This is a genomic window from Tepidiphilus sp. HLB4 (assembly GCF_054823945.1).
Window position 1 is genome coordinate 1 of record NZ_JSYB01000036.1, and the last position, 21,999, is coordinate 21,999.

The 21,999-nt window shown below is 68.6% G+C and carries 23 protein-coding genes; 7 read left to right on the top strand and 16 right to left on the bottom strand.

Features of this window, described 5'->3' with window-relative positions:
* Nucleotides 1-208 precede the first annotated feature (208 nt).
* The 3 genes from OA56_RS06760 to OA56_RS06770 form a co-directional block, all read right to left on the bottom strand.
* Nucleotides 209-496 (bottom strand): HigA family addiction module antitoxin, encoded by a 288-nt coding sequence (locus tag OA56_RS06760; protein WP_055422514.1) that lies wholly within the window; start codon nt 494-496, stop codon nt 209-211.
* Nucleotides 497-534: 38 nt separating this feature from the next.
* Nucleotides 535-816, bottom strand: coding sequence for a type II toxin-antitoxin system RelE/ParE family toxin (locus OA56_RS06765; protein WP_055422513.1), 282 nt, complete (start codon nt 814-816; stop codon nt 535-537).
* Between the two features lie 151 nt (nt 817-967).
* Complete coding sequence (locus OA56_RS06770) at nt 968-1,525, bottom strand: DsbC family protein (protein ID WP_206202128.1); 558 nt, start codon at nt 1,523-1,525, stop codon at nt 968-970.
* Between the two features lie 107 nt (nt 1,526-1,632).
* Here OA56_RS06770 and mltA point away from each other — a divergent pair, with 107 nt between their 5' ends.
* On the top strand, nt 1,633-2,835 hold the full coding sequence (gene mltA / locus OA56_RS06775) for a murein transglycosylase A (protein WP_461584227.1): 1,203 nt from the start codon (nt 1,633-1,635) through the stop codon (nt 2,833-2,835).
* 47 nt (nt 2,836-2,882) lie between these two features.
* Here the strand turns inward: mltA and OA56_RS06780 are convergent, their stop codons facing one another.
* From OA56_RS06780 to OA56_RS06840, 13 genes are all read right to left on the bottom strand, one after another.
* Nucleotides 2,883-3,989: an aromatic ring-hydroxylating oxygenase subunit alpha gene (locus tag OA56_RS06780; RefSeq protein ID WP_055422511.1), complete on the bottom strand. Its 1,107-nt coding sequence runs from the start codon at nt 3,987-3,989 to the stop codon at nt 2,883-2,885.
* Nucleotides 3,990-4,119: 130 nt separating this feature from the next.
* Entirely contained in the window at nt 4,120-5,310 is a 1,191-nt protein-coding gene (locus OA56_RS06785) for a class I SAM-dependent rRNA methyltransferase (RefSeq protein ID WP_461584230.1), read from the bottom strand.
* 16 nt (nt 5,311-5,326) lie between these two features.
* On the bottom strand, nt 5,327-6,223 hold the full coding sequence (locus OA56_RS06790) for a tyrosine recombinase XerC (protein ID WP_461584302.1): 897 nt from the start codon (nt 6,221-6,223) through the stop codon (nt 5,327-5,329).
* 5 nt (nt 6,224-6,228) lie between these two features.
* On the bottom strand, nt 6,229-6,861 hold the full coding sequence (locus tag OA56_RS06795; protein WP_461584232.1) for a DUF484 family protein: 633 nt from the start codon (nt 6,859-6,861) through the stop codon (nt 6,229-6,231).
* The gene (dapF, locus tag OA56_RS06800) at nt 6,858-7,715 is read right to left on the bottom strand and encodes a diaminopimelate epimerase (RefSeq protein WP_461584234.1); all 858 of its coding nucleotides are present in this window, start codon (nt 7,713-7,715) and stop codon (nt 6,858-6,860) included. The genes OA56_RS06795 and dapF overlap by 4 nt, the downstream gene beginning before the upstream one ends.
* On the bottom strand, nt 7,712-8,947 hold the full coding sequence (gene glcF / locus OA56_RS06805) for a glycolate oxidase subunit GlcF (RefSeq protein WP_461584236.1): 1,236 nt from the start codon (nt 8,945-8,947) through the stop codon (nt 7,712-7,714). The genes dapF and glcF overlap by 4 nt, the downstream gene beginning before the upstream one ends.
* Nucleotides 8,948-8,950: 3 nt before the next feature.
* Nucleotides 8,951-10,015: a glycolate oxidase subunit GlcE gene (gene glcE / locus OA56_RS06810; protein ID WP_461584238.1), complete on the bottom strand. Its 1,065-nt coding sequence runs from the start codon at nt 10,013-10,015 to the stop codon at nt 8,951-8,953.
* Nucleotides 10,012-10,146 (bottom strand): hypothetical protein, encoded by a 135-nt coding sequence (locus tag OA56_RS06815; RefSeq protein WP_461584240.1) that lies wholly within the window; start codon nt 10,144-10,146, stop codon nt 10,012-10,014. The genes glcE and OA56_RS06815 overlap by 4 nt, the downstream gene beginning before the upstream one ends.
* Nucleotides 10,147-10,151: 5 nt before the next feature.
* Nucleotides 10,152-11,642, bottom strand: a complete 1,491-nt coding sequence (locus tag OA56_RS06820) for an FAD-linked oxidase C-terminal domain-containing protein (RefSeq protein ID WP_055422504.1) — start codon at nt 11,640-11,642, stop codon at nt 10,152-10,154.
* Nucleotides 11,635-12,414 carry a FadR/GntR family transcriptional regulator gene (locus OA56_RS06825; RefSeq protein WP_461584242.1) on the bottom strand — a complete coding sequence of 260 codons (780 nt, stop codon included), beginning with the start codon at nt 12,412-12,414 and terminating at the stop codon, nt 11,635-11,637. Before OA56_RS06825 ends, OA56_RS06820 begins: the two co-directional genes overlap by 8 nt.
* 55 nt (nt 12,415-12,469) lie before the next feature.
* Entirely contained in the window at nt 12,470-14,416 is a 1,947-nt protein-coding gene (locus OA56_RS06830; protein ID WP_461584244.1) for a dynamin family protein, read from the bottom strand.
* 34 nt (nt 14,417-14,450) lie between these two features.
* Nucleotides 14,451-15,272: a bifunctional DNA-formamidopyrimidine glycosylase/DNA-(apurinic or apyrimidinic site) lyase gene (gene mutM, locus OA56_RS06835; RefSeq protein WP_461584246.1), complete on the bottom strand. Its 822-nt coding sequence runs from the start codon at nt 15,270-15,272 to the stop codon at nt 14,451-14,453.
* Nucleotides 15,265-17,271 carry a YgiQ family radical SAM protein gene (locus OA56_RS06840; RefSeq protein WP_461584304.1) on the bottom strand — a complete coding sequence of 669 codons (2,007 nt, stop codon included), beginning with the start codon at nt 17,269-17,271 and terminating at the stop codon, nt 15,265-15,267. The genes mutM and OA56_RS06840 overlap by 8 nt, the downstream gene beginning before the upstream one ends.
* A 158-nt stretch (nt 17,272-17,429) precedes the next feature.
* On the opposite strand from OA56_RS06840, the gene OA56_RS06845 reads away from it, so the two are divergent.
* From OA56_RS06845 to OA56_RS06870, 6 genes are all read left to right on the top strand, one after another.
* The gene (locus OA56_RS06845; protein ID WP_461584248.1) at nt 17,430-18,194 is read left to right on the top strand and encodes a (Fe-S)-binding protein; all 765 of its coding nucleotides are present in this window, start codon (nt 17,430-17,432) and stop codon (nt 18,192-18,194) included.
* A 13-nt stretch (nt 18,195-18,207) separates the two neighbouring features.
* Nucleotides 18,208-19,614, top strand: a complete 1,407-nt coding sequence (locus tag OA56_RS06850) for a LutB/LldF family L-lactate oxidation iron-sulfur protein (protein ID WP_461584250.1) — start codon at nt 18,208-18,210, stop codon at nt 19,612-19,614.
* A complete protein-coding gene (locus tag OA56_RS06855; RefSeq protein ID WP_461584252.1) occupies nt 19,611-20,306 on the top strand; it encodes a LutC/YkgG family protein in 696 nt (231 codons plus the stop codon). Before OA56_RS06850 ends, OA56_RS06855 begins: the two co-directional genes overlap by 4 nt.
* An 82-nt stretch (nt 20,307-20,388) precedes the next feature.
* Complete coding sequence (gene yghU / locus OA56_RS06860) at nt 20,389-21,234, top strand: glutathione-dependent disulfide-bond oxidoreductase (protein ID WP_141054461.1); 846 nt, start codon at nt 20,389-20,391, stop codon at nt 21,232-21,234.
* Nucleotides 21,235-21,384: 150 nt separating this feature from the next.
* Entirely contained in the window at nt 21,385-21,654 is a 270-nt protein-coding gene (locus tag OA56_RS06865; protein WP_461584254.1) for a type II toxin-antitoxin system ParD family antitoxin, read from the top strand.
* Nucleotides 21,654-21,995 carry a type II toxin-antitoxin system RelE/ParE family toxin gene (locus OA56_RS06870; RefSeq protein ID WP_141054470.1) on the top strand — a complete coding sequence of 114 codons (342 nt, stop codon included), beginning with the start codon at nt 21,654-21,656 and terminating at the stop codon, nt 21,993-21,995. Before OA56_RS06865 ends, OA56_RS06870 begins: the two co-directional genes overlap by 1 nt.
* The last annotated feature ends 4 nt before the right edge of the window (nt 21,996-21,999 follow it).

Genomic DNA, 21,999 nt, shown 5'->3' on the forward strand with positions numbered 1-21,999 from the left:
CGAGCGCCGCGACCAACCCCTGCACGTCCTTCGCTTCCATCGTCTCTCCGTCCGAACCGGGCATCGCACCCCTCGCCCATGAGGAGGATGAGTATACCCGCGTCCTGCCCGGAAATGCGCCTTCCCGACGGCAGAATGAACCTCGGCACCGCCGAGATCCCCCAGCGCCAGCCCAGCGCAAGGTTGGGTTCGAGGGCACTCCGATCACTCACGCAGGTACATGTTCGGCCAGCGGACGCACAGGGGGTTGCTCATGCTGCATGGCTTGCCATAAATCGTAATTCGCCTGCATCTGCAGCCAGGCCCGCGCCGTTGCGACCCCCGCCCGTTCCAGCCGTATCGCCAAATCAGGACTGATGCCCGCTTTTCCGTTGAGCACGCGCGATAACGCTACCCGCGACATCCCTAACCGCCGAGCCGCCTCCGTCACCGACAAGCCCAAAGCGTCGATCACTTCTTCCCTCAAGATTTCTCCCGGATGCGATGGATTGTACATGGCATTTTTCCATATGATATTTACATTTAAACACGGCTTTAATTATAATCGATATAATTTATGTCACATATGTTTCCATCTTTGAAGCGAAAAATGACCCTCCAGTTCTTATTGACGGTCATTGCCCAAAAGCCCACCATGTCTCCCTGCAAACGATGGAGCTTGAAGCCGGGCAATGCCAAATCCCGTGGCTCATGAGCCGCATCGAGCGCTGACAAGATGCGCCGCAATTTTGCTTCGTGACCCGGCTGTATCCCCTTGAGGGAACCACTCGCGTAGAACCAATACAGGCCCTTGTGAGCGAACTGACTCTCATCCATGGAATCTCCCCTCGGCAGGGGCGAAACTGTATCTCGTATCGATACAGTTGTCAATCTCTGCCCGCTCGCTCAAAAGGATACCCACTCGGTGAGCATCCGGGCACGGGGCGAGGCCGCCATCCGGCCGTGCAGCCGTCTGCTCGCGGTACCCTCACCGTTCCCGGGACAAGAAATCCATGAGGTCGGGCGCGCGGATCAGCCCAGGAATGCGCCTTCCCGACGGCAGAACGATCGTCGGCACCACCGAGATTCCCAACCGCCGGCCCAGCGCAAGGTTGTGTTCGAGCGCGCTCGCGTCACAGCCCGGCGACGCCGATGCCGGCTCTTTCCCTTCGAGCATCCACGCCCGCCATGCCCGCGCCCGATCCGGAGCGCACCAGATCTGCCGAGATTTTTCCCACGAATCCCCCTCCAGAATGGGATAGAGGAAGACATAGACGGTCACGTCGTCGACTGCCTCGAGTTCGCGCATCAGTTTCTTGCAGTATGCGCAATTCGGATCTTCGAACGAAACGATCTTCCGCGCCCCTGCGCCATGGACCATGGCGATCGCCCGTTCGAGGGGTAAACGAGAAAAATCGACGCGCTCGGCCCCGGCGCTTCGCTCCTGCCCAAACTCCGGCCAAACCGCCTCGCCGCCGCTCACCACCGACGGCTCCCCTGCCGCTGTCAGCGTCCACACCAGACCCAGACCCGCCCACCATGCCATTCGTTTCCGCCCCTGCCGCATCGCCCCCTCCCTGCGCGATCGTCCCCCGTGCCATTATGCTCTTGGCGGATATACTTGGGGCCGGATTCCATCGCCCTCGACCGCTCATGAGACGTTTCATTGCGCCGCGCCGCACTCTGCTTGCCGTATTCCTCCTCGCCCTCGCTGCCTGCCGCGGCGAGGTGCCGCAAACGCCGCTCTGCGTCTGCCCGCCCACCGAACCTCCGCGCACGCCGCAAGCCACGCCTGCTTTGCGCGCCGAACCCGCCTCATGGGAAGCGCTTCCCGGCTGGCGCGCCGATCGCCCTTCGCAGGCGTGGGATGCTTTCTTGGCGGGCTGCCCGTGGCTCGAAACGATCGACCCCGCGTGGCAAACGCTGTGCCGCGAGGCGCGCGAGCAGCCGCGCGAGGACGCGGTACTGCGCCATTTTCTGGAGCAACGCCTGCGGCCCTGGCGGCTCGTCGCGGTGCAGCCCGACGGCAGCGCCCGCGACACGGGGCTCGCCACCGGTTATTACGAACCGCTGATCGCCGCGAGCCGTACGCCGGATGCCCGCCACCGCACCCCCATCCTCGGACCGCCCGCCGACCTCGTCACCGTGGATCTGGGCGAGGTCGCGCCGGCGACGAAGAATCTGCGCCTCAAGGGCCGGCTGGAGGGCCATCGGCTCGTGCCCTATCACAGCCGCGCCGAGATCCGCGCCCTGGGCGAGCGGCTCCCTGCGCCGGTGCTCTTCTGGGCGGCCGACGAGCTCGATTTCTTCTTCCTGCAGATCCAGGGCTCCGGCCTGCTGCGTCTGCCCGATGGCGCCACCTTGCGCATCGGCTACGCCGATCACAACGGCCACCCGTACCGCTCCATCGGGCGCCTGCTCATCGACTCCGGCGAGCTCACCTTGCAGGAAGCCTCGGCACAGGGAATCCGGCGCTGGCTCGAACGCCACCCCGAACGGCGTCAGGAAGTGCTCGACGCCAACCCGGCCTATGTCTTCTTCCGTGAATTGCCCGCCGACGGCCCCGGTCCCCTCGGCACCCTGGGCGTGCCGCTCACGCCGCAGCGCAGCCTCGCGGTCGATCCGGCCCATCTGCCGCTGGGCGCGCCGCTCTACGCCGCCGTTTCGGGCACGCAGCCGTTCGCCCGGCTGATGCTGGCGCAGGATACGGGTGGGGCCATCCAGGGGCCGCTGCGCGTCGACGTCTATGAAGGCAGCGGCAAGGAAGCGGGCGAGCGGGCCGGGCGCAGGCGCGACGAAGTCGCCCTGTGGCTGCTGTGGCCGGCCGATGCCGATCCGCCTGCGGCGAGCCGATGAAAAAGGCGCCCGCAGGCGCCTCGAGGAACACGGGACAAGCGGCTACTTCAGCAGCCGCCTTCCAGCCCCATCATCCGGCGGTAGAACGCGTGGAAATGCGGCATCCCCACTTCGAACGGCTCCTGATAGGGCCCGACCTCGTCCCTGCCCTCGGCCAGGAGCGCCTTGCGGCCGCGGTCCATGCGCTCGGCGATTTCATCGTCCTCGACCGCCGTTTCCATATAAGCCGCCTGCTGCGCTTCGACGTACTCGCGCTCGAACTCGACGATCTCTTCGGGATAATAGAATTCCACCACGTTGATCGTCTCGCTCACCGACACCGGCCACAGGGTGCTCACCACCAGGGTATTGGGATACCACTCCACCATAACGTTGGGGTAGTACAGCATCCAGATCGCGCCGTGCTCGGGGAGCCCCCCTTGATGATAATCGAGTACCGCCTTGTGCCAGCGCGCATAGACCGGCGTGCCCGGCTTGTCGAGCGCCGTAATGCCCACGCGCTGCACGGAGTACCATTCGCCGAACTGCCACTCGAGCGCGCTGCAATCGACGAAATTGCCCAGCCCCGGATGGAAGGGCACGACGTGGTAATCCTCGAGATACACCTCGACGAAAGTCTTCCAGTTGTAGTGGCAGTCGTGGCGCACGACCCGGTCGAGCTTGTAGCCGGAGAAGTCGAACCAGCGGGCAAGCTCCATGCCAGCGAGATCGGCCGCCGCCGAGCGCGGCCCGCGGAAGAGGAGCCCGTTCCACGATTCCAGCGCCTCGCGCTGCAGGTTCAGGCAAGGCGTCTCGGAGAAATGCGGCGCACCCACCAGCCGCCCCGTGAGATCGTAGGTCCAGCGGTGCAGAGGGCAGACGACGTGCTCGGTCTTCCCTTCCCCCTGCAGCATGATGGCCTGCCGATGGCGGCAGACGTTGGACAGCAGCGCCGGCCCCTGGGCATCGCGCACCAGCGCCTTGGCGTGGTCGAGCCACTCGAGCGAGCGGTAGGAACCCGGCTCGGGCACCATGGCCTCGTGCCCGACATAGCCCGGCCCCTGACGGAAAAAAACCTCCAGCTCGCGGCGAAACAGCGCCTCGTCGAAATACCACGACACCGGAAATTGCAACGCCGCCGGCTGCAGACGGACCCCAGAACCCATCTCCGACATGATCGAACCCTCCATGGACGAAAGGACCCGACCTCGACGCCGAGGTCGCCGAAAGAGCGCGGGATGGTACCACGAAACGAATGCAAGGGGTTGATCGAGCGAAAAATCTTCCGCCTCGCCCCGATCGGATTCATTCCAGCCGCACGAGCAGCCCTTTGAGATATTCGCTCTCGGGCACCGCCAGACCCACCGGATGATCCGGTCCGGCCTGCAGGCGGGCGAGCACCTGCGCGTCGCGCCCGTTCTTGGCGGCGCACTCGGCGACGATCTCGCGGAATTCCTCCGCGCCGATGCCGCCGGAGCAGGAAAACGTCATCAAAAGCCCGCCGGGGGCGACCAGGCGCATGCCGTGCAGGTTGACGTCGCGATACGCCCGCCGCGCCTGGGGCACGTGGGCCGCCGAGGGAGCGAACTTGGGCGGATCGAGGATGACGAGGTCGAAGCGCTCGCCGTCGCGCTCCCACTCGCGCAGCAGAGTGAAGACGTCGGCCTCGAACCAGCGCGCCCGATCCGCCGGCAATTCGGCATCGAGGGCGAGGTTGCGCCGCGCGAGTTCCAGCGCCGGACCGCTCGAATCGATCGAGCAGACCTCGCGCGCGCCGCCCGCGAGCGCGTGCAGCGAAAACCCGCCGCTGTAGCAAAACGCATTGAGCACCCGCGCCCCCTCGGCGAGCTGCCCGGCGAGCCGCCGGTTCTCGCGCTGATCGAGATAAAAGCCGGTCTTGTGCCCCTGCACCACGTCGACGAGCAGACGCACGCCGTACTCCTCGATCACCACCGTCTCGGGCAAGGTTCCGAAAAGAAGCCCGCTGCGCGGTTCCAGCCCTTCGAGCCGGCGCGCGCCGGAATCCGACCGCTCGTAGAGCGCCTCCAGCTCCGGCAAGGCGCGCCGGATGGCATCGACGATGGCCTCGCGCCAGCGCTCGGCCCCGGCAAAGGTCATCTGCAACACCGCCACCGCGCCGAAGCGATCGAGGATCACGCCGGGCAGGCCGTCGGCCTCGCCGTGCACCAGCCTCAGACCCTGCTGCCCGCGCAAGAGGGGATGCGCCAGACGCCGGGCGATCGCCTGGGCGATGCGCCGCCGGAAGAAGGCGTGATCGACGGGCGAATCCGGCGTGAAGTGCCACACCCGCGCGCGGATGCGCGAAGCGAGCGACACCCCGGCGCGCGCGAGCGGCGTGCCGTCGTGGCGCGCCACGAGCACGGTGTCGCCGTTTCTCACCGGTCCGTCGATGCGCTCGACGCTGGTGTCGAAAATCCAGGGGTGACGCCGCATGAGCGAGCGCTCCCGCCCCGGTTTGAGGATCAAGGTCGCCATGGAAAGATTCCGGTCCTTATTTGCGTTTGGCCCGCGGATGGGCCGCGTCGTAGATGCGCGCCAGATGCTGGAAATCGAGCCGGGTATAGACTTGGGTGCTGGCGATCGAGGCGTGTCCCAGGAGTTCCTGTACCGCCCGCAGGTCGCCCGAGGATTGCAGTAGGTGACTGGCGAAGCTGTGGCGCAGCCGGTGCGGATGGAGGCTCCCTTCCACGCCATGCTTGCGTCCCCAGCGCACCAGGCGGCTTCCCACCCCCTGAGGGGAGAGGCGCGTGCCCTCGCGGCTCACGAAGAGCGCCTTCTCGCCCGGCGCCACGAGCTCGGCGCGCAGCGCGAGCCACTGGTGCAGCGCCGCGATGGCCGTGCGCCCCAGCGGCACGGTGCGGCGTTTGCCGCGTTTGCCGGTCACGCTCACCCAACCCTGGTCGAGATCGAGGCAGGCGGGATCGAGGTCGAGCGAGACGAGCTCGGCCACCCGCAGCCCCGTGGCGTAGAGGAGTTCGGCCATGGCGCGGTCGCGCACCTCCAGCCCCGCCTCGGGCGCGGCGTCGAGCACGCGCTGCGTCTCGTCCACCCCCAGCGCCTTGGGCAAGAGGCGCGGCGCACGCGGCGCGCGCAGCCCGTCGGCGGGGTTGGCCGCCACCCAACCCTGGCGCAGCGCCCAGCGGTAGAACCCGCGCCAGGACGACAGGCGGCGCGCGAGCGAACGCGGCGCCAGACCCTGCCCGTGCGCCCGGGCGAGCGCCGCGCGTAAGGCAGCCGCATCGGCGCGCAGCGGCTCGCCGCCCGTGGCCTCGGCCAGGGCTGCGAGTTCCAGCCGGTAGGCACGCACGGTCGCCGTGGCGCTGCGGCGCTCGGCCTCGAGCGCGGCGAGGTAGCGCTCGATCGCGTCGGGCAGCTTGGCTTCGTCCATGAGGCTCACGCCGCCTCGCGGCAGCGGGCAAGCGCCGCTGCCGCGAGCTCGCCGATACGCCGCAGAAAGACGGTTCCCATCGCCGGGTAGAAGCGCTGCGGCTCGGGACTGCCGAGCGCCAGCAACCCCACGCCCTCCTCGGGCACCGGCAGCGGCAACACGGCGCAGGAGGCGACGTCGGCACCGAGCCAGGCGGCCAGCGCCGGATGCGGCGGCGAGCCCACGTGCACCTCGGCGAGCGTGCGGGCGAATTCGGCCAGCGCCTCGGGCAATTCCGCCGCGAGCCAACCGGGCAGCCCCAGGCGCACCGTCGGCACGGCGAATTCTTCGCTGAGCGCGCGCGTGAGGATGTGGCGCACCTGAGGGCGCGTCTCCGCCTCCATCAGGGCGAGCGCGAGGCGATGCATCCGCTCGGCGAGCTGGTCGTTCTGCCGCCCGATCTGCAAGAGCTGGGCGAATTTCTCTTCCAGCGCCTGGAGTTGGCCGCGCAGCAGGCTCGCCTGATGCTGGGCGAGAGACACCGTCCCCCCCGGCCCTTCGGACGGCAGGGCCAAGGAGGCCGCCAGCGCCGGCTCGCGCAGGAAGAAGTCCGGATGTTCCTGCAGATAATGGCGAACGTCGTCGTGCGAGCAGCTCATCGCGGCAGTTCCCAAGGTTGGTCGAGGTCGATCACCCCCTCGAACACCGTGCGCGCCGGCCCGATCATGATCACGGGCTGGCCGGGACCGGCCCACTCGATGCGCAGCCGCCCGCCGCGCGTGTGCACCGTCACCGGCGGGCGCAGCACCCCGCGCAGGGTGCCGGCCACCACCGCGGCGCAGGCGCCCGTGCCGCAGGCAAGCGTCTCGCCCGCCCCGCGCTCGAACACCCGCAGCCGGATCGCATCGGGCGCGAGCACCTGCATGAAGCCGACGTTGACGCGCTCGGGAAAACGGGGATGGCGCTCGATCTGCGCGCCGAGCTCGGCCACCGGCGCCCGATCGACGTCCTCCACCACCAGCACCGCGTGGGGATTGCCCATGGAGACCGCCGTGAGTTCCACCCGCGCGCCATCGACTTCGAGCGTCTGCACCACCGCGTCCGTGTCGCTCACGAAGGGGATGCGTGCGGGCTCGAGTACCGGCACCCCCATGTCGACGGCCACCTCATCTGCTTCGCGCAGCTCGGGTTCGATCACGCCGCTCGCCGTCTCCACGCGCAGGCGCCGCTTGCTGGTGAGCCCTTTCTCCACCACGAAACGGGCAAAGCAGCGCGCGCCGTTGCCGCACTGCGCCACCTCGCCGCCGTCGGCGTTGAAGATGCGGTAGCGGAAATCGGCGTCGGGACGGGTAGGCGGCTCCACCAGCAGGAGCTGGTCGCAGCCGATGCCGAAATGCCGGTCGGCGAGCCAGCGCACCAGTTCAGGCGAAGGGGTGAAGCGCTGGCGGATCGCGTCGATGACGACGAAATCGTTGCCCAGACCGTGCATCTTGGTGAAATGGAGGAGGTTCATGTCCTCAGCGCCTCGTCGAGGAGTTCGATCCAGTGCTGCACCGGCACGTTCGCGCCCTGTTCCAGGTGGGTGATGCAGCCGATGTTGGCCGAGGCGATCCGGGCCGGGGCGTGCTCGGTGAGCGCGGCGAGCTTGTTGCGCTTGAGCGCCTCGGCCAATTCCGCCTGCAGCAGGGAGTAGGTTCCGGCCGAGCCGCAGCACAGGTGCGCATCGCGCACCGGAACGAGCGTGTAGCCCGCGCGCGCGAGCAGCCGTTCCACCACCCCGCGCACTTTCAGGCCGTGCTGCAGCGAACAGGGGGCGTGAAAGGCCACGGCTCCGCGCGGAATCGGCTGCGCCGGCAGCTGCGCTTCGAGCGCGGCGAATTCGGCGGCGAGCACCTCGCTCACGTCGCGCGCCCGTTGCGCCACCTGCGCCGCCCTGTCGGCATAGACCGGATCCTCGGCGAGCCAGAAGCCGTAATCGCGCACCTGCGCCGCACAGCCGGAGGCGGTGATGAGGATGCCCTCGATGTCGCCCGACTCGATCGCCGGCCACCAGGCATCGATGTTGCGCCGCGCCCGCGCGCGCGCCCGCTCCTGCTCGTCGAGGTGCCATTCGATCGCCCCGCAGCAGCCCGCCCCCGGCGCCGCCTCGAGCGAGATGCCCAGGCGGTCGAACACGCGCTCGGCCGCCGCGTCGATCGCCGGCTTGAGCTCGGGCTGAACGCAGCCTTCCAGCCGCCACCAGCGGCGCGCGTGCTGTGCCGCCGGCCGGGGCCCGGCTTCCTGAGGGGCCGGAATCTTCCCGGCCAGGGAATCTGGCAGCACCCCCTTGCCCATACGGGCGAGCCGCAGCGCCGCGGCGAAGCGTTTTCGCTCGGGCAGCACGCGCGCGAGCGCCCAGCGCTTGGCCCGCTCGGCGAGCGGCCGTGGCACGCGCGCATCGACTTCGTGCCGGCCGATGTCGAGCAGATGGGCGTACTCCACGCCCGAGGGACAGGTCGTCTCGCAGGCGCGGCAGGTGAGGCAGCGGTCGAGGTGCTGCTGGATGGCGCGCGTAGGCGGCACCCCTTCGAGCACCTCCTTGATCTGGTAGATACGCCCGCGCGGCCCGTCGAGTTCGTCGCCGAGCAGCTGGTAGGTAGGGCAGGTGGCGGTGCAGAAGCCGCAGTGCACGCACTTGCGCAGGATGGCGTCGGCCACCCGGCCGGCGGGGGTGTCACGGATGAAATCGGCCAGATTCGTCTGCATCGCTCACTCCAAGGGCAAGCGGCGCGCGAACACGCCGTCGGGGTCGAATGCAACCTTGAGCCGCGCTTCGATGGCGCGCTCGGCGGCGCCACGCGGCGCGAACACGCGCTCACCGGTCCGGGCACCGCGCCAGCGCATGGCATGTCCGCCCACGGCGCGGGCGCGCTCGAACCAGGAATCGTCGGCCGCCGGCCGGCGTAGCCAGCGCAACCCGCCTCCCCATTCGACGAGCGCATCCTCCGCATCCGCCCAGGCGGGCGTGGTCGGCGGCAGCGCCAGGCGCCACAGCACCTCGCCCTCCTGCAGCTTCCAGGCGGGCAGCCGCTGCTCGCGCACGTCCTCCCAGAAAACGCGAGCCGCCTCCTCGGGCAGCACCTCGCCGCCCAGGCGCGTCGCGGCCGCTTCCACCGCCGCCCGGGCGCCGGCAAGGCGCAGGGTCGATTCCCCCTGCCACCACACGCTCGCCGACAGCGGCAGCGGCTGCCCCGCCAAACGGTTGAACCGCTCGATCGCCTCGTCCTGGCTGCAGGCAAAGCGCAGAGTACGGGTGGCCGGGGGCAGCGGCAGCACTTTCAGCGACACTTCCAGGATCACCCCTAGCGTGCCGAGCGAGCCGGCAAAGAGCCGGGAGACGTCATAGCCGGCGACGTTCTTCATCACCTCGCCGCCGAAGCGCAGCACCCGTCCCTGACCATCGAGCACCCGAACCCCCAGCACGTAGTCACGCAGCGCCCCGTGCCCCCAGCGGGTCGGGCCGGAGAGGCCGGAGGCCACCGCCCCCCCGATCGTGGCCGAGTCGGCGAAGTGCGGCGGCGAGAAGGGCAACCATTGCCGGTGCTGCGCGAGCAGCGCCTCCACTTCCGCCAACGGCGTGCCGCCATAGGCGGTGAGCACCAATTCCGAGGGCTCGTAGCGGATGATGCCGGAGAGCGCCCCCACTTCCAGCGGCTCGGCATCCGGATCCGGCGCGCCGTACCAGGATTTGCTGCCCCCGCCGCGGATCTCCAGCCGCCTGCGCCCGCGCGCCTCCAACACCTGATCGCGCAGGCGATCGACGATCGCGTTCATTGCCCCTCCTGTCGTTTTTTTCGGTGTCGCTCGGCAAGCCGCGCCTCGTCGCGCAGCCACAGCAAGGAACCGATCAGCCCCAGCACGGGAATGCCGACCAATAACAGCTGCACCCAGGCCCGCTCGCTCACGCCGTTCAAAAGCGCGGCAACTCGGCAAAAGGCAGCTTGCCGCGCGACACGCGCATGCGGCCGTATTCGGCGCAGCGGTGCAGCGTGGGAATCGCCTTGCCGGGGTTCAGAATCCCCGCCGGGTCGAAAGCCGCCTTCACCTGGAAGAAGGCTTCGAGCTCCACGGGCGAGAACTGCACGCACATCTGGTTGATCTTCTCCATCCCCACGCCGTGCTCGCCGGTGACCGTGCCGCCGAGCCGCACCGAGAGCTCGAGGATGTCGGCGCCGAACGCCTCGGCCCGCTCCCATTCTCCAGGCTGGTTCGCGTCGAACAGGATCAGGGGATGCAGGTTGCCGTCGCCGGCGTGAAAGACGTTGAGGCAGCGCAGGCCGTATTCGCGCTCCATCTCGGCGATCGCCTCCAGCATCTCGCCCAGGGCCTTGCGCGGAATCGTTCCGTCCATGCAGTAGTAGTCGGGCGAGACGCGCCCGGCGGCCGGAAACGCCGCCTTGCGTCCAGCCCAGAAGCGCAGCCGCTCCTCCTCGTCGCGCGAGACGCGCCACTCGGTGGCGCCGCAGCGCTCGAGCACCGCTCCCATGCGCGCGATCTCTTCTTCCACCTCCTCGGGCGTGCCGTCGGACTCGCACAGCAGCACCGCCGCGGCCTGAAGCGGATAGCCGGCGTGGACGAAATCCTCCGCGGCGATCGTCGCCCCCTGGTCCATCATCTCCAGCCCCGCGGGGATGATGCCTTCGGCGATGATCGCGGCCACCGCCTCGCCGGCGGCGCGCACCGAGTCGAAGGCAGCGAGGATGCAACGCGCCGTCTGCGGCCGGGGCAGCAGTTTCACCGTGATCTCGGTGACCACCGCCAGCATTCCCTCCGAGCCGATCGCCAGCGCGAGCAGGTCGTAGCCCGGCGCATCGGGGGCGAGGCTGCCAAAAACGACGGGCTCCCCTGCGGCGGTGTAGCCGCGCACGCGCAGCACGTTGTGCACCGTGAGGCCGTACTTCAGGCAATGCACGCCCCCGGAATTCTCGGCCACGTTGCCCCCCAGGGTACAGGCGATCTGCGAGGACGGATCGGGCGCGTAATAGAGCCCGTACGGCGCGGCTGCTTCCGAAATGGCGAGGTTACGCACTCCCGGCTGCACCGTGGCGGTACGTGCGAAGGGGTCGAGGGCGAGGATGCGGTTCAAGCGCGCGAGCGACAGCACCAGCCCCTGCGGGTGCGGCAGCGCCCCGCCAGAGAGCCCCGTGCCGGCTCCGCGCGGCACGACCGGCACCCGCAGACGGTGACAGGTCTGGAGCAGTGCCACCACCTCTTCCTCGCTGCGCGGCAGCGCCACGGCCCAGGGCAGCTCGCGAAAGGCCGAAAGGCCGTCGCACTCGTAGGCGCGAAGTTCGGCCTCGTCGTGGATCAGGGCGTCTTCGGGCAGCAGCCGGCGCAGCTCGGCGACGAACGCCTCGCGAGAAACGGTCGGGGAGAGGGAATCGGACGGGGTCTCAGCCATCGACGCGCTCCAGCGGGGTAGAGGATTCTTCGACGGGATTCTCCGCCGGGCACAGCACTTCGGCCACACGATCGGCCGTTCCTTCCAAATGACGTTCGGCCGCGCGCCGTGCCGCCGCCGGATCGCCCGCACGCACCGCTTCGAGGATCTCGCGGTGCTCGGCGTTGGCTACGAGCGGCCAATCCCGCACCTGCCCCTCCTCGCCCCAGAGGACGCGGTGCACGGCGGCATTCTTCGTGCCCAGGTATTCCTGGAAACGCTCGATCTCGGGGTTGTGCGTGGCGCGGGCGAGCGCCAGGTGGAATTCGTCGTCCCACTGCGCCCCGGTCGTCCCCTTGGCAGGCGAGTGCGCCGCCTGACGGGCCCAGCGGTCCATGGCAGCCACCACCGCTTCGAGATGGTGCAGATCGGCCTCGCTGCGCCGCAGCGCCGCCAGTTCGGCCACGCCGGTCTCGAACACCTTGCGCAATTCGAGAATATGGCGCAGCTCTTCGAGCACGTCGACTTCCTCGACGTTCTTGAGATGGAACCCCTTGCGGCCTGGACGATCGATGACGTACGTGCCCGAGCCCTGACGCGCCGCCACCACCCCCTCGGCCTTCAGATGGGCAATGGCCTCGCGCACTACCGTCCGGCTCACCCCGAACTTCGCACACAAAGCATGCTCCGAGGGCAAGCGGGCGCCCCGGGGATGATGGCCGGCAAGGATGGCTGCCACCAGCGATTGGACCACCCGCTCACATTCCCGCGTCGCTTTTTTTCGTGTGTCCATGGCCTTGGCTGCGTGAATGAGCTCACGAGGAATTTACACGCAAGCCGGGCAAGGATCAAGCGGCGCGTTCGAGCAAGGGGCGGGCGATGGTCTCCAGGCCCTGCTGCAGCGCGGTTTCGAGCCGCTGCAGCTGCTGCTCGAGCCGCTCGCGCTCGGCGCGCAGTTCGGCCAGCTGGGATTCCAGCGACTCGGCTGCCTGATGCACCCGCACGATGCCGTTCATGCGCAGCTCGAGTTCGGTCTTCTTCTCTTTCAGGGCCGCCTCGAGCGGCAGCAGCGCCTGCCGCACCCAGGTGGCCGCCTCGCGGTGCATCGCCTCCCAGCGATGCTGGACTTCGCTCGCGACCAGGGAAAGGAATCGCTCGATGACACCCGACTTGGTATGCACGAGCATGGTACCCCAGCTGGCGAGCTGGCGCAGGGCCAGGGTTCGCGCCGTCTCGAGCGAAGCGCGCGCGGCGGCGAAATCGAGCGGAGCCGGCGGTCGGCAGTCGATGCCATGCTCCACCTCGAGCTGGCGCATCATGGCCGTGAGCATTTCGTGGATTTCCTTTGCCTTGGCCTGCGCCCGGTCGACGAGCGCAAACACCCGCTCGAAGAACTGCTCGATGCGTTCCTTGAGATCCGAGGAAAAGGCCGCCATTTCCATCTGATGGCGCACGTCGGTGAGCTCGAAGCGGAACCGCGACACCGCCACCGCGTCGAGCAGCTCCCGGCACTGTTTGGCGTAGACGGCCCGGGTAGCCTGATAGCGGCGCAGGGCTGCGTCGAACTCTTCCTTCTCCGCCTGGGCCTTGCGCAGCAGATAGGCCACGCGGCTGCGGTTCTGGCCCCGCAGGGCGGCCAGCTCGGATTCTTGCGCCGCCACCGCCGACAGACGCTCACGCACCATCCCCGCCGCCAGCGCGCCGATCTCGCGAAAGGCAGCCGCCACCGCCTCGCGCGTGAGCGCCTGTCGCTTGCCGAGCAGATCCTGCGACAAGGCCTGTTCGAAAGGCTCGATGCGGCTGCGGCGCAAGAGCGCCTCGTCCCCATGGATGCGCGCAGCCAGCGCCTTCTGCGCCGACAGCGGGAAGACGTGCTCCGGGCGCACCTCCAGCATGCGGGCCACGGACTGGACCTGGGCGGCGATCTCGCGCTCGATCTCGGCTTCGGTGCGGATGCCGTCCCACAGCGAGTCGATCTTGTTGAGCGCGACGAGGCAACCCTCGTCGGGATCGACGCGCGACTCGAGCACGTAATGGCGCCAGATCTTCATGTCGCTCTGGGTGACGCCCGTGTCGGCAGCCAGCACGAAGACCACGGCGTGGGCCTGCGGCAGCAGCGAGAGGGTGAGCTCCGTCTCGGCGCCGATGGCGTTGAGCCCCGGCGTGTCGAGGATCACCAGCCCGCGGGCGAGCAGCGGATGCGGATAGCGCACGATGGCATGGCGCCAGGCAGGCACTTCCACGAGGCCGTCCTCACCGGGCACCAGCCCCTCTTCCCCGCTCGGGTCGATGTGAAAGCCCAGGGACTCGGCCTCGTCGACGGGAATACGCCGGGTTTCGCCCACGCGCTCAAGCGCCTGCTGCACCGAGGCCAGATTCTCCGGGTTGTAGGACTGCACGCTCCAGCACTCGCGCCGACGCCGCGCCTCGTGCAACGAGACGATCTCGCGGCGCGTGTCGATCGGCAGCAACAGCACCTCCGGGCGCGCCCCCTCGAACCATTCGATCTCGGTAGGGCACATGGTGGTGCGTCCGCTGCGCGAAGGCAGCGCCCGCGCACCGAGCGAAGAGAAGACGAGCGCGTTGATGAGCTCCGACTTGCCGCGCGAAAACTCCGCCACGAAGGCCAGACGCAGGCACTCCTCGCGCAGCCGCTCGCGGGCGGCATCGAGCCGGCTCCTGAACACCTCGTTCGCCACGCCCAGGGATTCCAGCGTGCGGGCGAGCGACTCCAGCGCATCGAGCGCCCCGTGGCGCCATTCGTCATAAGCCGTGAAATACCGTTCGAGACTCACCGCCAATCCCCGCGCATGGGAACATCGCATAAGCTTACCATGCCGCTCGCCCCGGAGATTGGCAAACCGGGCAAAAGAACGTGCTTCGCCCCCCTTGGAGCACCCGCCGCACCGGCGCAGCGCAACGCGGACAGGGTTCGCCTTCGCGTCCATACACCGCGAGCCGGTCGCGGTATTCACCCCCCTTTCCTTCCACCGTGCGGTGATCGCGCAGGGTCGTGCCGCCGGCGGCGATCGCCGCCTCGAACACCGCCCGCAGCGCTGCGAGCAGCCGCGCCCAATCCTCTTCGCCGAGCGTACCCGCTGGCCGGTCCGGATGGATACCGGCATGAAAGAGCGCCTCGCAGGCATAGATGTTGCCGGCGCCCACCACCACGTCGCCCGCGAGCAGCACCTCCTTGATCGCCCGCCGCCGCTCCTGCACCCGTTCGCGCGCCAAGGCCGGCGTGAGCCGCGCATCCCACGGCTCCAGCCCCAGACGCGCCTCCAGCGCCCGCTCGGCGGCCGCATCCAGCGGCAGGATGAGGCCGAAACGCCGCGGGTCGGTATAACGCAGCAGATTCTCTTCGAAGAGGAAATCCACGTGATCGTGCCGCCCCGGCGGCACCTCCGGCGCTGCGAACGCGAAATGGCCGCTCATCCCCAGATGCACGAGCAAGGCGCCTTCGTCGAAGCGCCACAGCAGATACTTCCCCCGCCGCTCCACCCGCAGCAACCGCCGCCCCACCCAAGGCGAAAGGGGCGGCACCGGCCGGCGCAGGCGCGGCTCGCGCACCCGCACTTCCGTCAGACTTTTCCCGACGAGGCGATCCTCCAAGCCGCGGCGCACCGCCTCCACTTCGGGCAGTTCAGGCATCCTTTCCTCCGCGAAACCGACGCCGCGGCCTCTCCTCCTTCACCTTCCCAACGGGCGCATCCTGCCACGGCACCAGCTGATCCGGCCGGTTGCCGATGAGATCGCGCCGCCCCATCTTCAGCAGCGCCTCTCGGATGAGCGGCCAGTTGGCCGGATCGTGCCAGCGCAGCAGCGCTTTGTGCAGCCGCCGGCGCCGCCCCTCGCGCACCACCTCGACCGCCTCGCCGCGCGCGAGCGGTCGCAGCGGATTGCGCCTGCTGTGATACATCGCCGTGGCGAGCGCCATCGGCGTGGGCAGAAAGGTCTGCACCTGGTCGGGGCGAAAGCCGTTCTTCTTCAGCCACAGCGCCAGCGCCACCATGTCTTCGTCGGAGGTGCCCGGATGCGCGGCGATGAAGTACGGGATCAGCTGCTGGTTCTTGCCCGCCTCGCGCGAGAAGCGTTCGAAGAGGGCGCGGAACTGCTCGAAGGTCTCCACCCCCGGTTTCATCATCTTGGAGAGTGGCCCCGGCTCGGTGTGCTCCGGCGCGATCTTCAGCCGCCCGCTCACGTGATGGGTGACGAGCTCGCGCACATACTCGGGCGAGCGCACCGCCAGATCGTAGCGCACGCCCGAACCGATGGTGATGCGCTTCACCCCCGGCACCTGCCGCGCACGGCGATAGAGCCGGATGAGCGGCGCATGGTCGGTATCCAGGTTCGGGCAAATGCCGGGATAGACGCAGGACAGGCGCCGGCAATGGCGCTCGATCGCCGGATCCTTGCAGCGCATCCGGTACATGTTCGCCGTCGGTCCGCCCAGGTCGGTCACGTGCCCGGCAAAGCCCGGCGTGCGGTCGCGGATCGCCTCGATCTCGCGCAGGATGGAGTCTTCCGAACGGCTCTGGATGATGCGCCCCTCGTGCTCGGTGATGGAGCAGAACGTGCAGCCGCCGAAACAGCCGCGCATGATGCTCACCGAGAACTTGATCATCTCCCAGGCCGGAATGTGCGCCTGCCCATAGCTCGGATGGGGACGACGCGCGTAGGGCAAGCCGTAGATGAAATCCATCTCGGCGGTAGACAGCGGCAGCGGCGGGGGATTGACCCACACCTCGCGCGCCCCCGGCCCTTCGCCGTGGCGCTGCACCAGGGCACGGGCGTTGCCCGGGTTCGATTCCAGATGCATCACGCGCGAGGCATGCGCATAGTGCAGGGGATCGTCGCGCACCGCCTCGAACGAAGGCAGGCGCACCACCTCGCGGCTGCGGTCGCGCTTGGCGCCCACGGGCTCTCGACCCTCGGCGGGCTGCGGCGCGGAGGGCATGGGACGCACGGCGTAGGGATCGGGCGGAGGCATGGGACGTCCGGGCGCCTCGATCTCGCTTGCGTCGATCTCACGCCAGTCCGCCTGCGGTTTCCAGCCCGGCGGCACCGCGAACACCGTGCCGCGCAGATCGCGGATCGAACCGATGGGCTCGCCCTCATCCAGCCGGCGCGTGAGCGCGAGCAGAGCCCGCTCCGCGTTGCCGTAGAGCAAAATATCGGCCTTCGCGTCGAGCAGCACCGAGCGGCGCACTTTCTCCGACCAGTAATCGTAGTGCGCCAGCCGCCGCAGGCTCGCCTCGATTCCCCCCAGCACCACCGGCACGCCAGGAAAGGCCTCGCGCACCCGCTGCGCATAGACGATCACCGCCCGGTCCGGGCGCTTGCCCGCCACTCCGCCCGGCGTATAAGCGTCGTCCGAACGGATGCGCCGCTCGGAGGTATAGCGGTTGACCATGGAATCCATGTTGCCGGCGGTGATGCCGAAATACAGCCGCGGGCGCCCCAAGGCCTTGAACGGCTCGGCGCTGTGCCAATCCGGTTGGCTGAGGATGCCCACGCGATAGCCGTGCGCTTCCAGGAAACGCGCGAGCAGCGCCATGCCGAAACTCGGATGGTCGATGTACGCGTCCCCCGTCACCAGGATCACGTCGCACGCCTCCCACCCCAGCCGTGCCATTTCCGCGCGCGTCATCGGGAAGAACGGCACCGGCGCCCGGCCGCTCGCCGGCGCGATGATCGTATCCTCCCCCCTGTCTTCCGTCTGCTGCATCGTCTCTCGCCCTTCGCCCGCCTTGCCGGGCTCATCGATTCTCATTATCCTACGCAAAGAACGCTTCTGGAGCGAATCCCATGCCCCCCGATCGCACCGGCACCGTCGGCCTGTTCGCCACCTGCCTCATGAACGCGATGCGGCCCAACATCGGCTTTGCCGCGGCGCGGCTCCTCGAAGACGCCGGCTGGCGCGTCGAAGTTCCGCGCGAGCAGACCTGCTGCGGCCAGCCCGCCTACAACGGCGGCGACGAAGACGCCGCCCGCGCGCTCGCCCGCCGCACCATCGCCCAGTTCGAAGCCTTCGATGCCCTCGTGGCCCCCTCCGGCTCATGCCTGGCCACCCTCAAGCACGACTACCCCCGCCTGCTGCGCGACGACCCCCTCTGGGCTGGCCGTGCCCAGGCGCTCGCCGACAAATCCTGGGAACTCCTCACGTTTCTCCACGAACGAGTCGGCCCCGAGCACATCCGCAGCCGATTCCCCCATCGTGTCACCTACCACGACAGCTGCTCGGGGCTGCGCCAGCTCGGCATCCACGAGGCGCCCCGGGCATTGCTTGCCCGCGTCGAAGGGCTAAGACTCGTCGAAGCCGAAGAACGCGAAGTCTGCTGCGGCTTCGGCGGCACTTTCAGCGTCAAGTATCCCGCCCTCTCCGAGCGCCTCGCTGAAAACAAGGTGCAGCGGCTGCTCGCCACCCGCGCCGAGGTCGTGCTCGGGGGCGACCTCGGCTGTCTGCTGCACCTCGCCGGGCGGCTTTCCCGCATCTGCGCCCCGGTGCGCGTCTATCACACGGTCGAAGTGCTCGCCGGCCTGGCCGACGGCCCCGGCATCGGCCAGGCCTGAACGGAGCGACCCCATGCAGATCCGCACCCGCGAGTTCGTCCCCCGCGCCACCTTCGCCCTGCACGACCCACTGCTGCAGCGCGCCCTCGCCAACGCCGCCGGCGGATTCATCGGCAAACGCGCCAAGGCCGTCGCCGAAGTGCCCGAGTTCGAGGCCCTGCGCGAAGCCGCCCGACAGCGCAAGGACGAGATCCTCGCCGAGCTCGACCTCTGGCTCGAACGCTACGAAGCGCAGGTACGCGCCGTGGGCGGCCAGGTCCACTGGGCACGCGACGCCGAAGACGCCCGCGCCATCATCCGCGCCCTGTGCGCCCGCGCCGGCGCCAAGACCGTGGCCAAGGGCAAATCCATGGTCTCGGAAGAAATCGGGCTCAACGAGGCGCTCGCCGCCGACGGGCTCGAAGTGATCGAAACCGATCTGGGCGAATACATCGTGCAGCTGGCCAAGGAACCGCCCTCGCACATCATCGCCCCGGCCGTACACAAGACCAAGGAGCAAGTCGCCGAACTCTTCGCCGAGCACCACGGCACCACCCCCGAGCCCACGGTCTCGGGCCTCGTCACCGAAGCGCGCCAGCAGCTGCGGCGCGCCTTCTTCCGTGCCGACGTGGGCATCACCGGCGCGAATTTCCTCATCGCCGAAACCGGCGCCTCGGTCATCGTCACCAACGAAGGCAATGGCGACCTCACCCAGACGCTCGCCCGCGTGCACATCGTCACCGCCGGCATCGAGAAAGTCGTCCCCGCGCTCGAAGACGCCACCCTCTTCCTGCGCCTGCTCGCGCGCAGCGCCACCGGCCAGGACAGCGAAACCTACACCACCTATTCCATGGGCCCGCGCCGCGCCGGCGATCCCGACGGTCCGCAGGAATACCACGTCGTGCTCGTCGACAACGGCCGCAGCCGCATGCTTGGCGGCCCTTGGCGCGAGATGCTGCGCTGCATCCGCTGCGGCGCCTGCATGAACCACTGCCCTGTATACGGCGCCATCGGCGGGCATGCCTACGGCTGGGTCTACCCCGGCCCCATGGGCTCGGTCCTCACCCCCCTCTTCGTGGGACTCGACACCGCCTACGACCTTCCCAACGCCTGCACCCTCAACGGCCGCTGCGGCGAAGTCTGCCCGGTCAAGATCCCCCTGCCCGATCTCATCCGCGAAGTGCGCCACGCCCAGCAGCGCGACGGCCTGCACCCCCCGGCCGAGCAGCGCGTCAAGGCCCTGTGGCGGCGCGTCGCCGAACGCCCCGCCCTCTACCACGGGCTCGAGCGCCTCGCCGTACGGCTCCTCGCCACCCTCGGCCACAAAGGACACATCCGCCGCCTGCCGGGGCTCTCCGGCTGGACGGACGCGCGCGACCTCCCCGCCCCCGCCGGGCGCACCTTCCTCGAACTCTGGCACGCCAAAGGCCACGACGAATGAGCGAATCCGACCCCCTCGACCCCGCCCTCGCCGCCCGACGCCGCGACACCGTGCTCGGCGCCATTCGCCGCAACCTCGGCCGCGACGCCGCCCCGCCCGCCCCCGAATTCCCCATGACGCCGGCGCACCCGCGCCTTGCCGTGCCCGAAGAAGACCTGGTCGAACGCTGGCGCAAGCGCTGGGAAGCCCGCGGCGGCACCAGCGCCCTCGTCCCCACGAAAGCCGCCGCGGTCGAGCACCTCGTCGCCTGGTGCCGCGAACACGGCCTTCCCGCCCCCACCCACGCCGCCCGGCCCCTGCTCGAACTCCCCTGGCCCGCCGACTGGCACCTCGACCCCGGCCCCGCCGGCATCGACACCCAGAGCGCCGTGAGCCTCGCCTTCGCCGGCATCGCCGAAGTCGGAACCCTCGCCTTCCTCTCCGGCCCCGAGAGCCCCGTCACCCACCTCTTCGTGCCCGACAACCACTTCATCCTGCTCGACGCTGCCACCATCGTGCGCCACTTCGAAGACCTGTGGCAGCGCCTGCGCCACCACCTCGCCCCCGCCGGCGGCGACTGGCGCGAGCGGCTGCCGCGCACCATCAACTTCGTCGCCGGTCCCTCCCGCACGGGCGACGTCGAACAGACGATCCAGCTCGGCGCGCATGGACCGAGACGGGTGCATGTGGTGGTGATTCATGGAGTCAACTGAAGAATTTTTTCACCAGGCTCAGATGACAAAAAAACTGCGGAATCGCCCACCGACCCGATCGGCGTACCCCTTGGAGACTTCGATGACCGACCAACCCTACACTCCGCCGCGCGTCTGGCAATGGGAACAACCCAGCGGCGGGCGCTTCGCCAGCATCAACCGCCCCGTGGCCGGGCCCACGCACGAAGCCGAGCTGCCCGTGGGCAAGCACCCCCACCAGCTCTACTCGCTCGGCACGCCCAACGGCCAAAAAGTCACCATCCTCTTCGAAGAGCTGCTCGAAGCCGGCCACGCCGATGCCGAATACGACGCCTGGCCCATCGACATCATGAAAGGCGAGCAATTCTCGACCGGGTTCGTCGCCATCAACCCCAACTCCAAGATTCCGGCCCTGCTCGACCGCAGCACCAATCCTCCGACGCGGGTGTTCGAATCCGGCGCCATCCTGGTCTATCTGGCGGAAAAATTCGGCCAATTCCTCCCCGCCTCGGGTGCTCCGCGGGCCGAGTGCCTCTCCTGGCTCTTCTGGCAAGTGGGTTCCGCCCCCTACCTGGGCGGAGGCTTCGGGCACTTCTACGCCTACGCGCCCATCAAGCTGCAATACCCCATCGACCGCTTCGCCATGGAAGTCAAGCGCCAGCTCGACGTGCTCGACCGCAACCTCGCCCAACGCCGCTTCATGATCGGCGACGAATACACCATCGCCGACATGGCCATCTGGCCCTGGTACGGCGGCCTGATCCTGGAAAACCTCTACGACGCCGCCGAGTTCCTGCAGGTCCACAGCTACAAGAACGTGGTGCGCTGGGCCAACGAACTCGCCGAGCGCCCCGCCGTCCAGCGCGGCCGCCGCGTCAACCGCATCCGCGGACCGGAATCGCTGCGCCTGCCCGAGCGGCACGGACCGGAAGATTTCCTTGCGTCCTAAGCTCTTGCGGCAAACGACGAGACAAAGGCGGCCCAACCATCAGAAGCCTGTCTGTTCAGAAGTGAGCGCTGTGCCAAGGCTGGGCCGGCCCTTGACAAGGGGCAGGAGCCCGACTTTAATAACTGTTATTAGCCATCAGGAGACACCGCAATGCCGACCAGTGTGGCACTCAGCCCCCATTTCGAAGCCTTCATCCGCCAGCTGGTGGAGTCGGGCCGTTTCAACAACGCCAGCGAAGTGGTGCGCGCCGGACTGCGCCTACTCGAAGAGTACGAAGCCGAACGAGCGGCCAAGCTGCAGGCCCTGCGCGAAGCCGTTGCGGTGGGGCTGGCCAGCGGAGCGGATATCCCGGCGGACGAGGTGTTCGATCGACTGGAGGCGAAGTATCTCGCCATGGCTGAAGCGACCGAAAGAACCTGATGCGGCTTATCTTCCTGCCGCAGGCCGAGACGGATCTCGAAGCCATCGGTGACTACATCGCCCGGGACAATCCCCGACGGGCGCTGAGCTTCGTGCGCGAATTGCGCGCGCAGTGCCGCAAGATCGCGAAGGCGCCAAAAGCCTATCGTCCCCGGCCAGAGCTCGGCCCGGGCCTGCGCTCATGCCCCTATGGCAACTACCTCGTGCTGTTTTTTGAAGAGCCTGGTCTCGTGCGGATCGTGCGGGTGCTGCACGGGGCCATGGACGTCGACGCGCAGTTCGCCGAAAAAAATTTCAACGGAAACGCGACGCCTGCCGGGTTTCCCCCCTCCACGAAATGAGCGC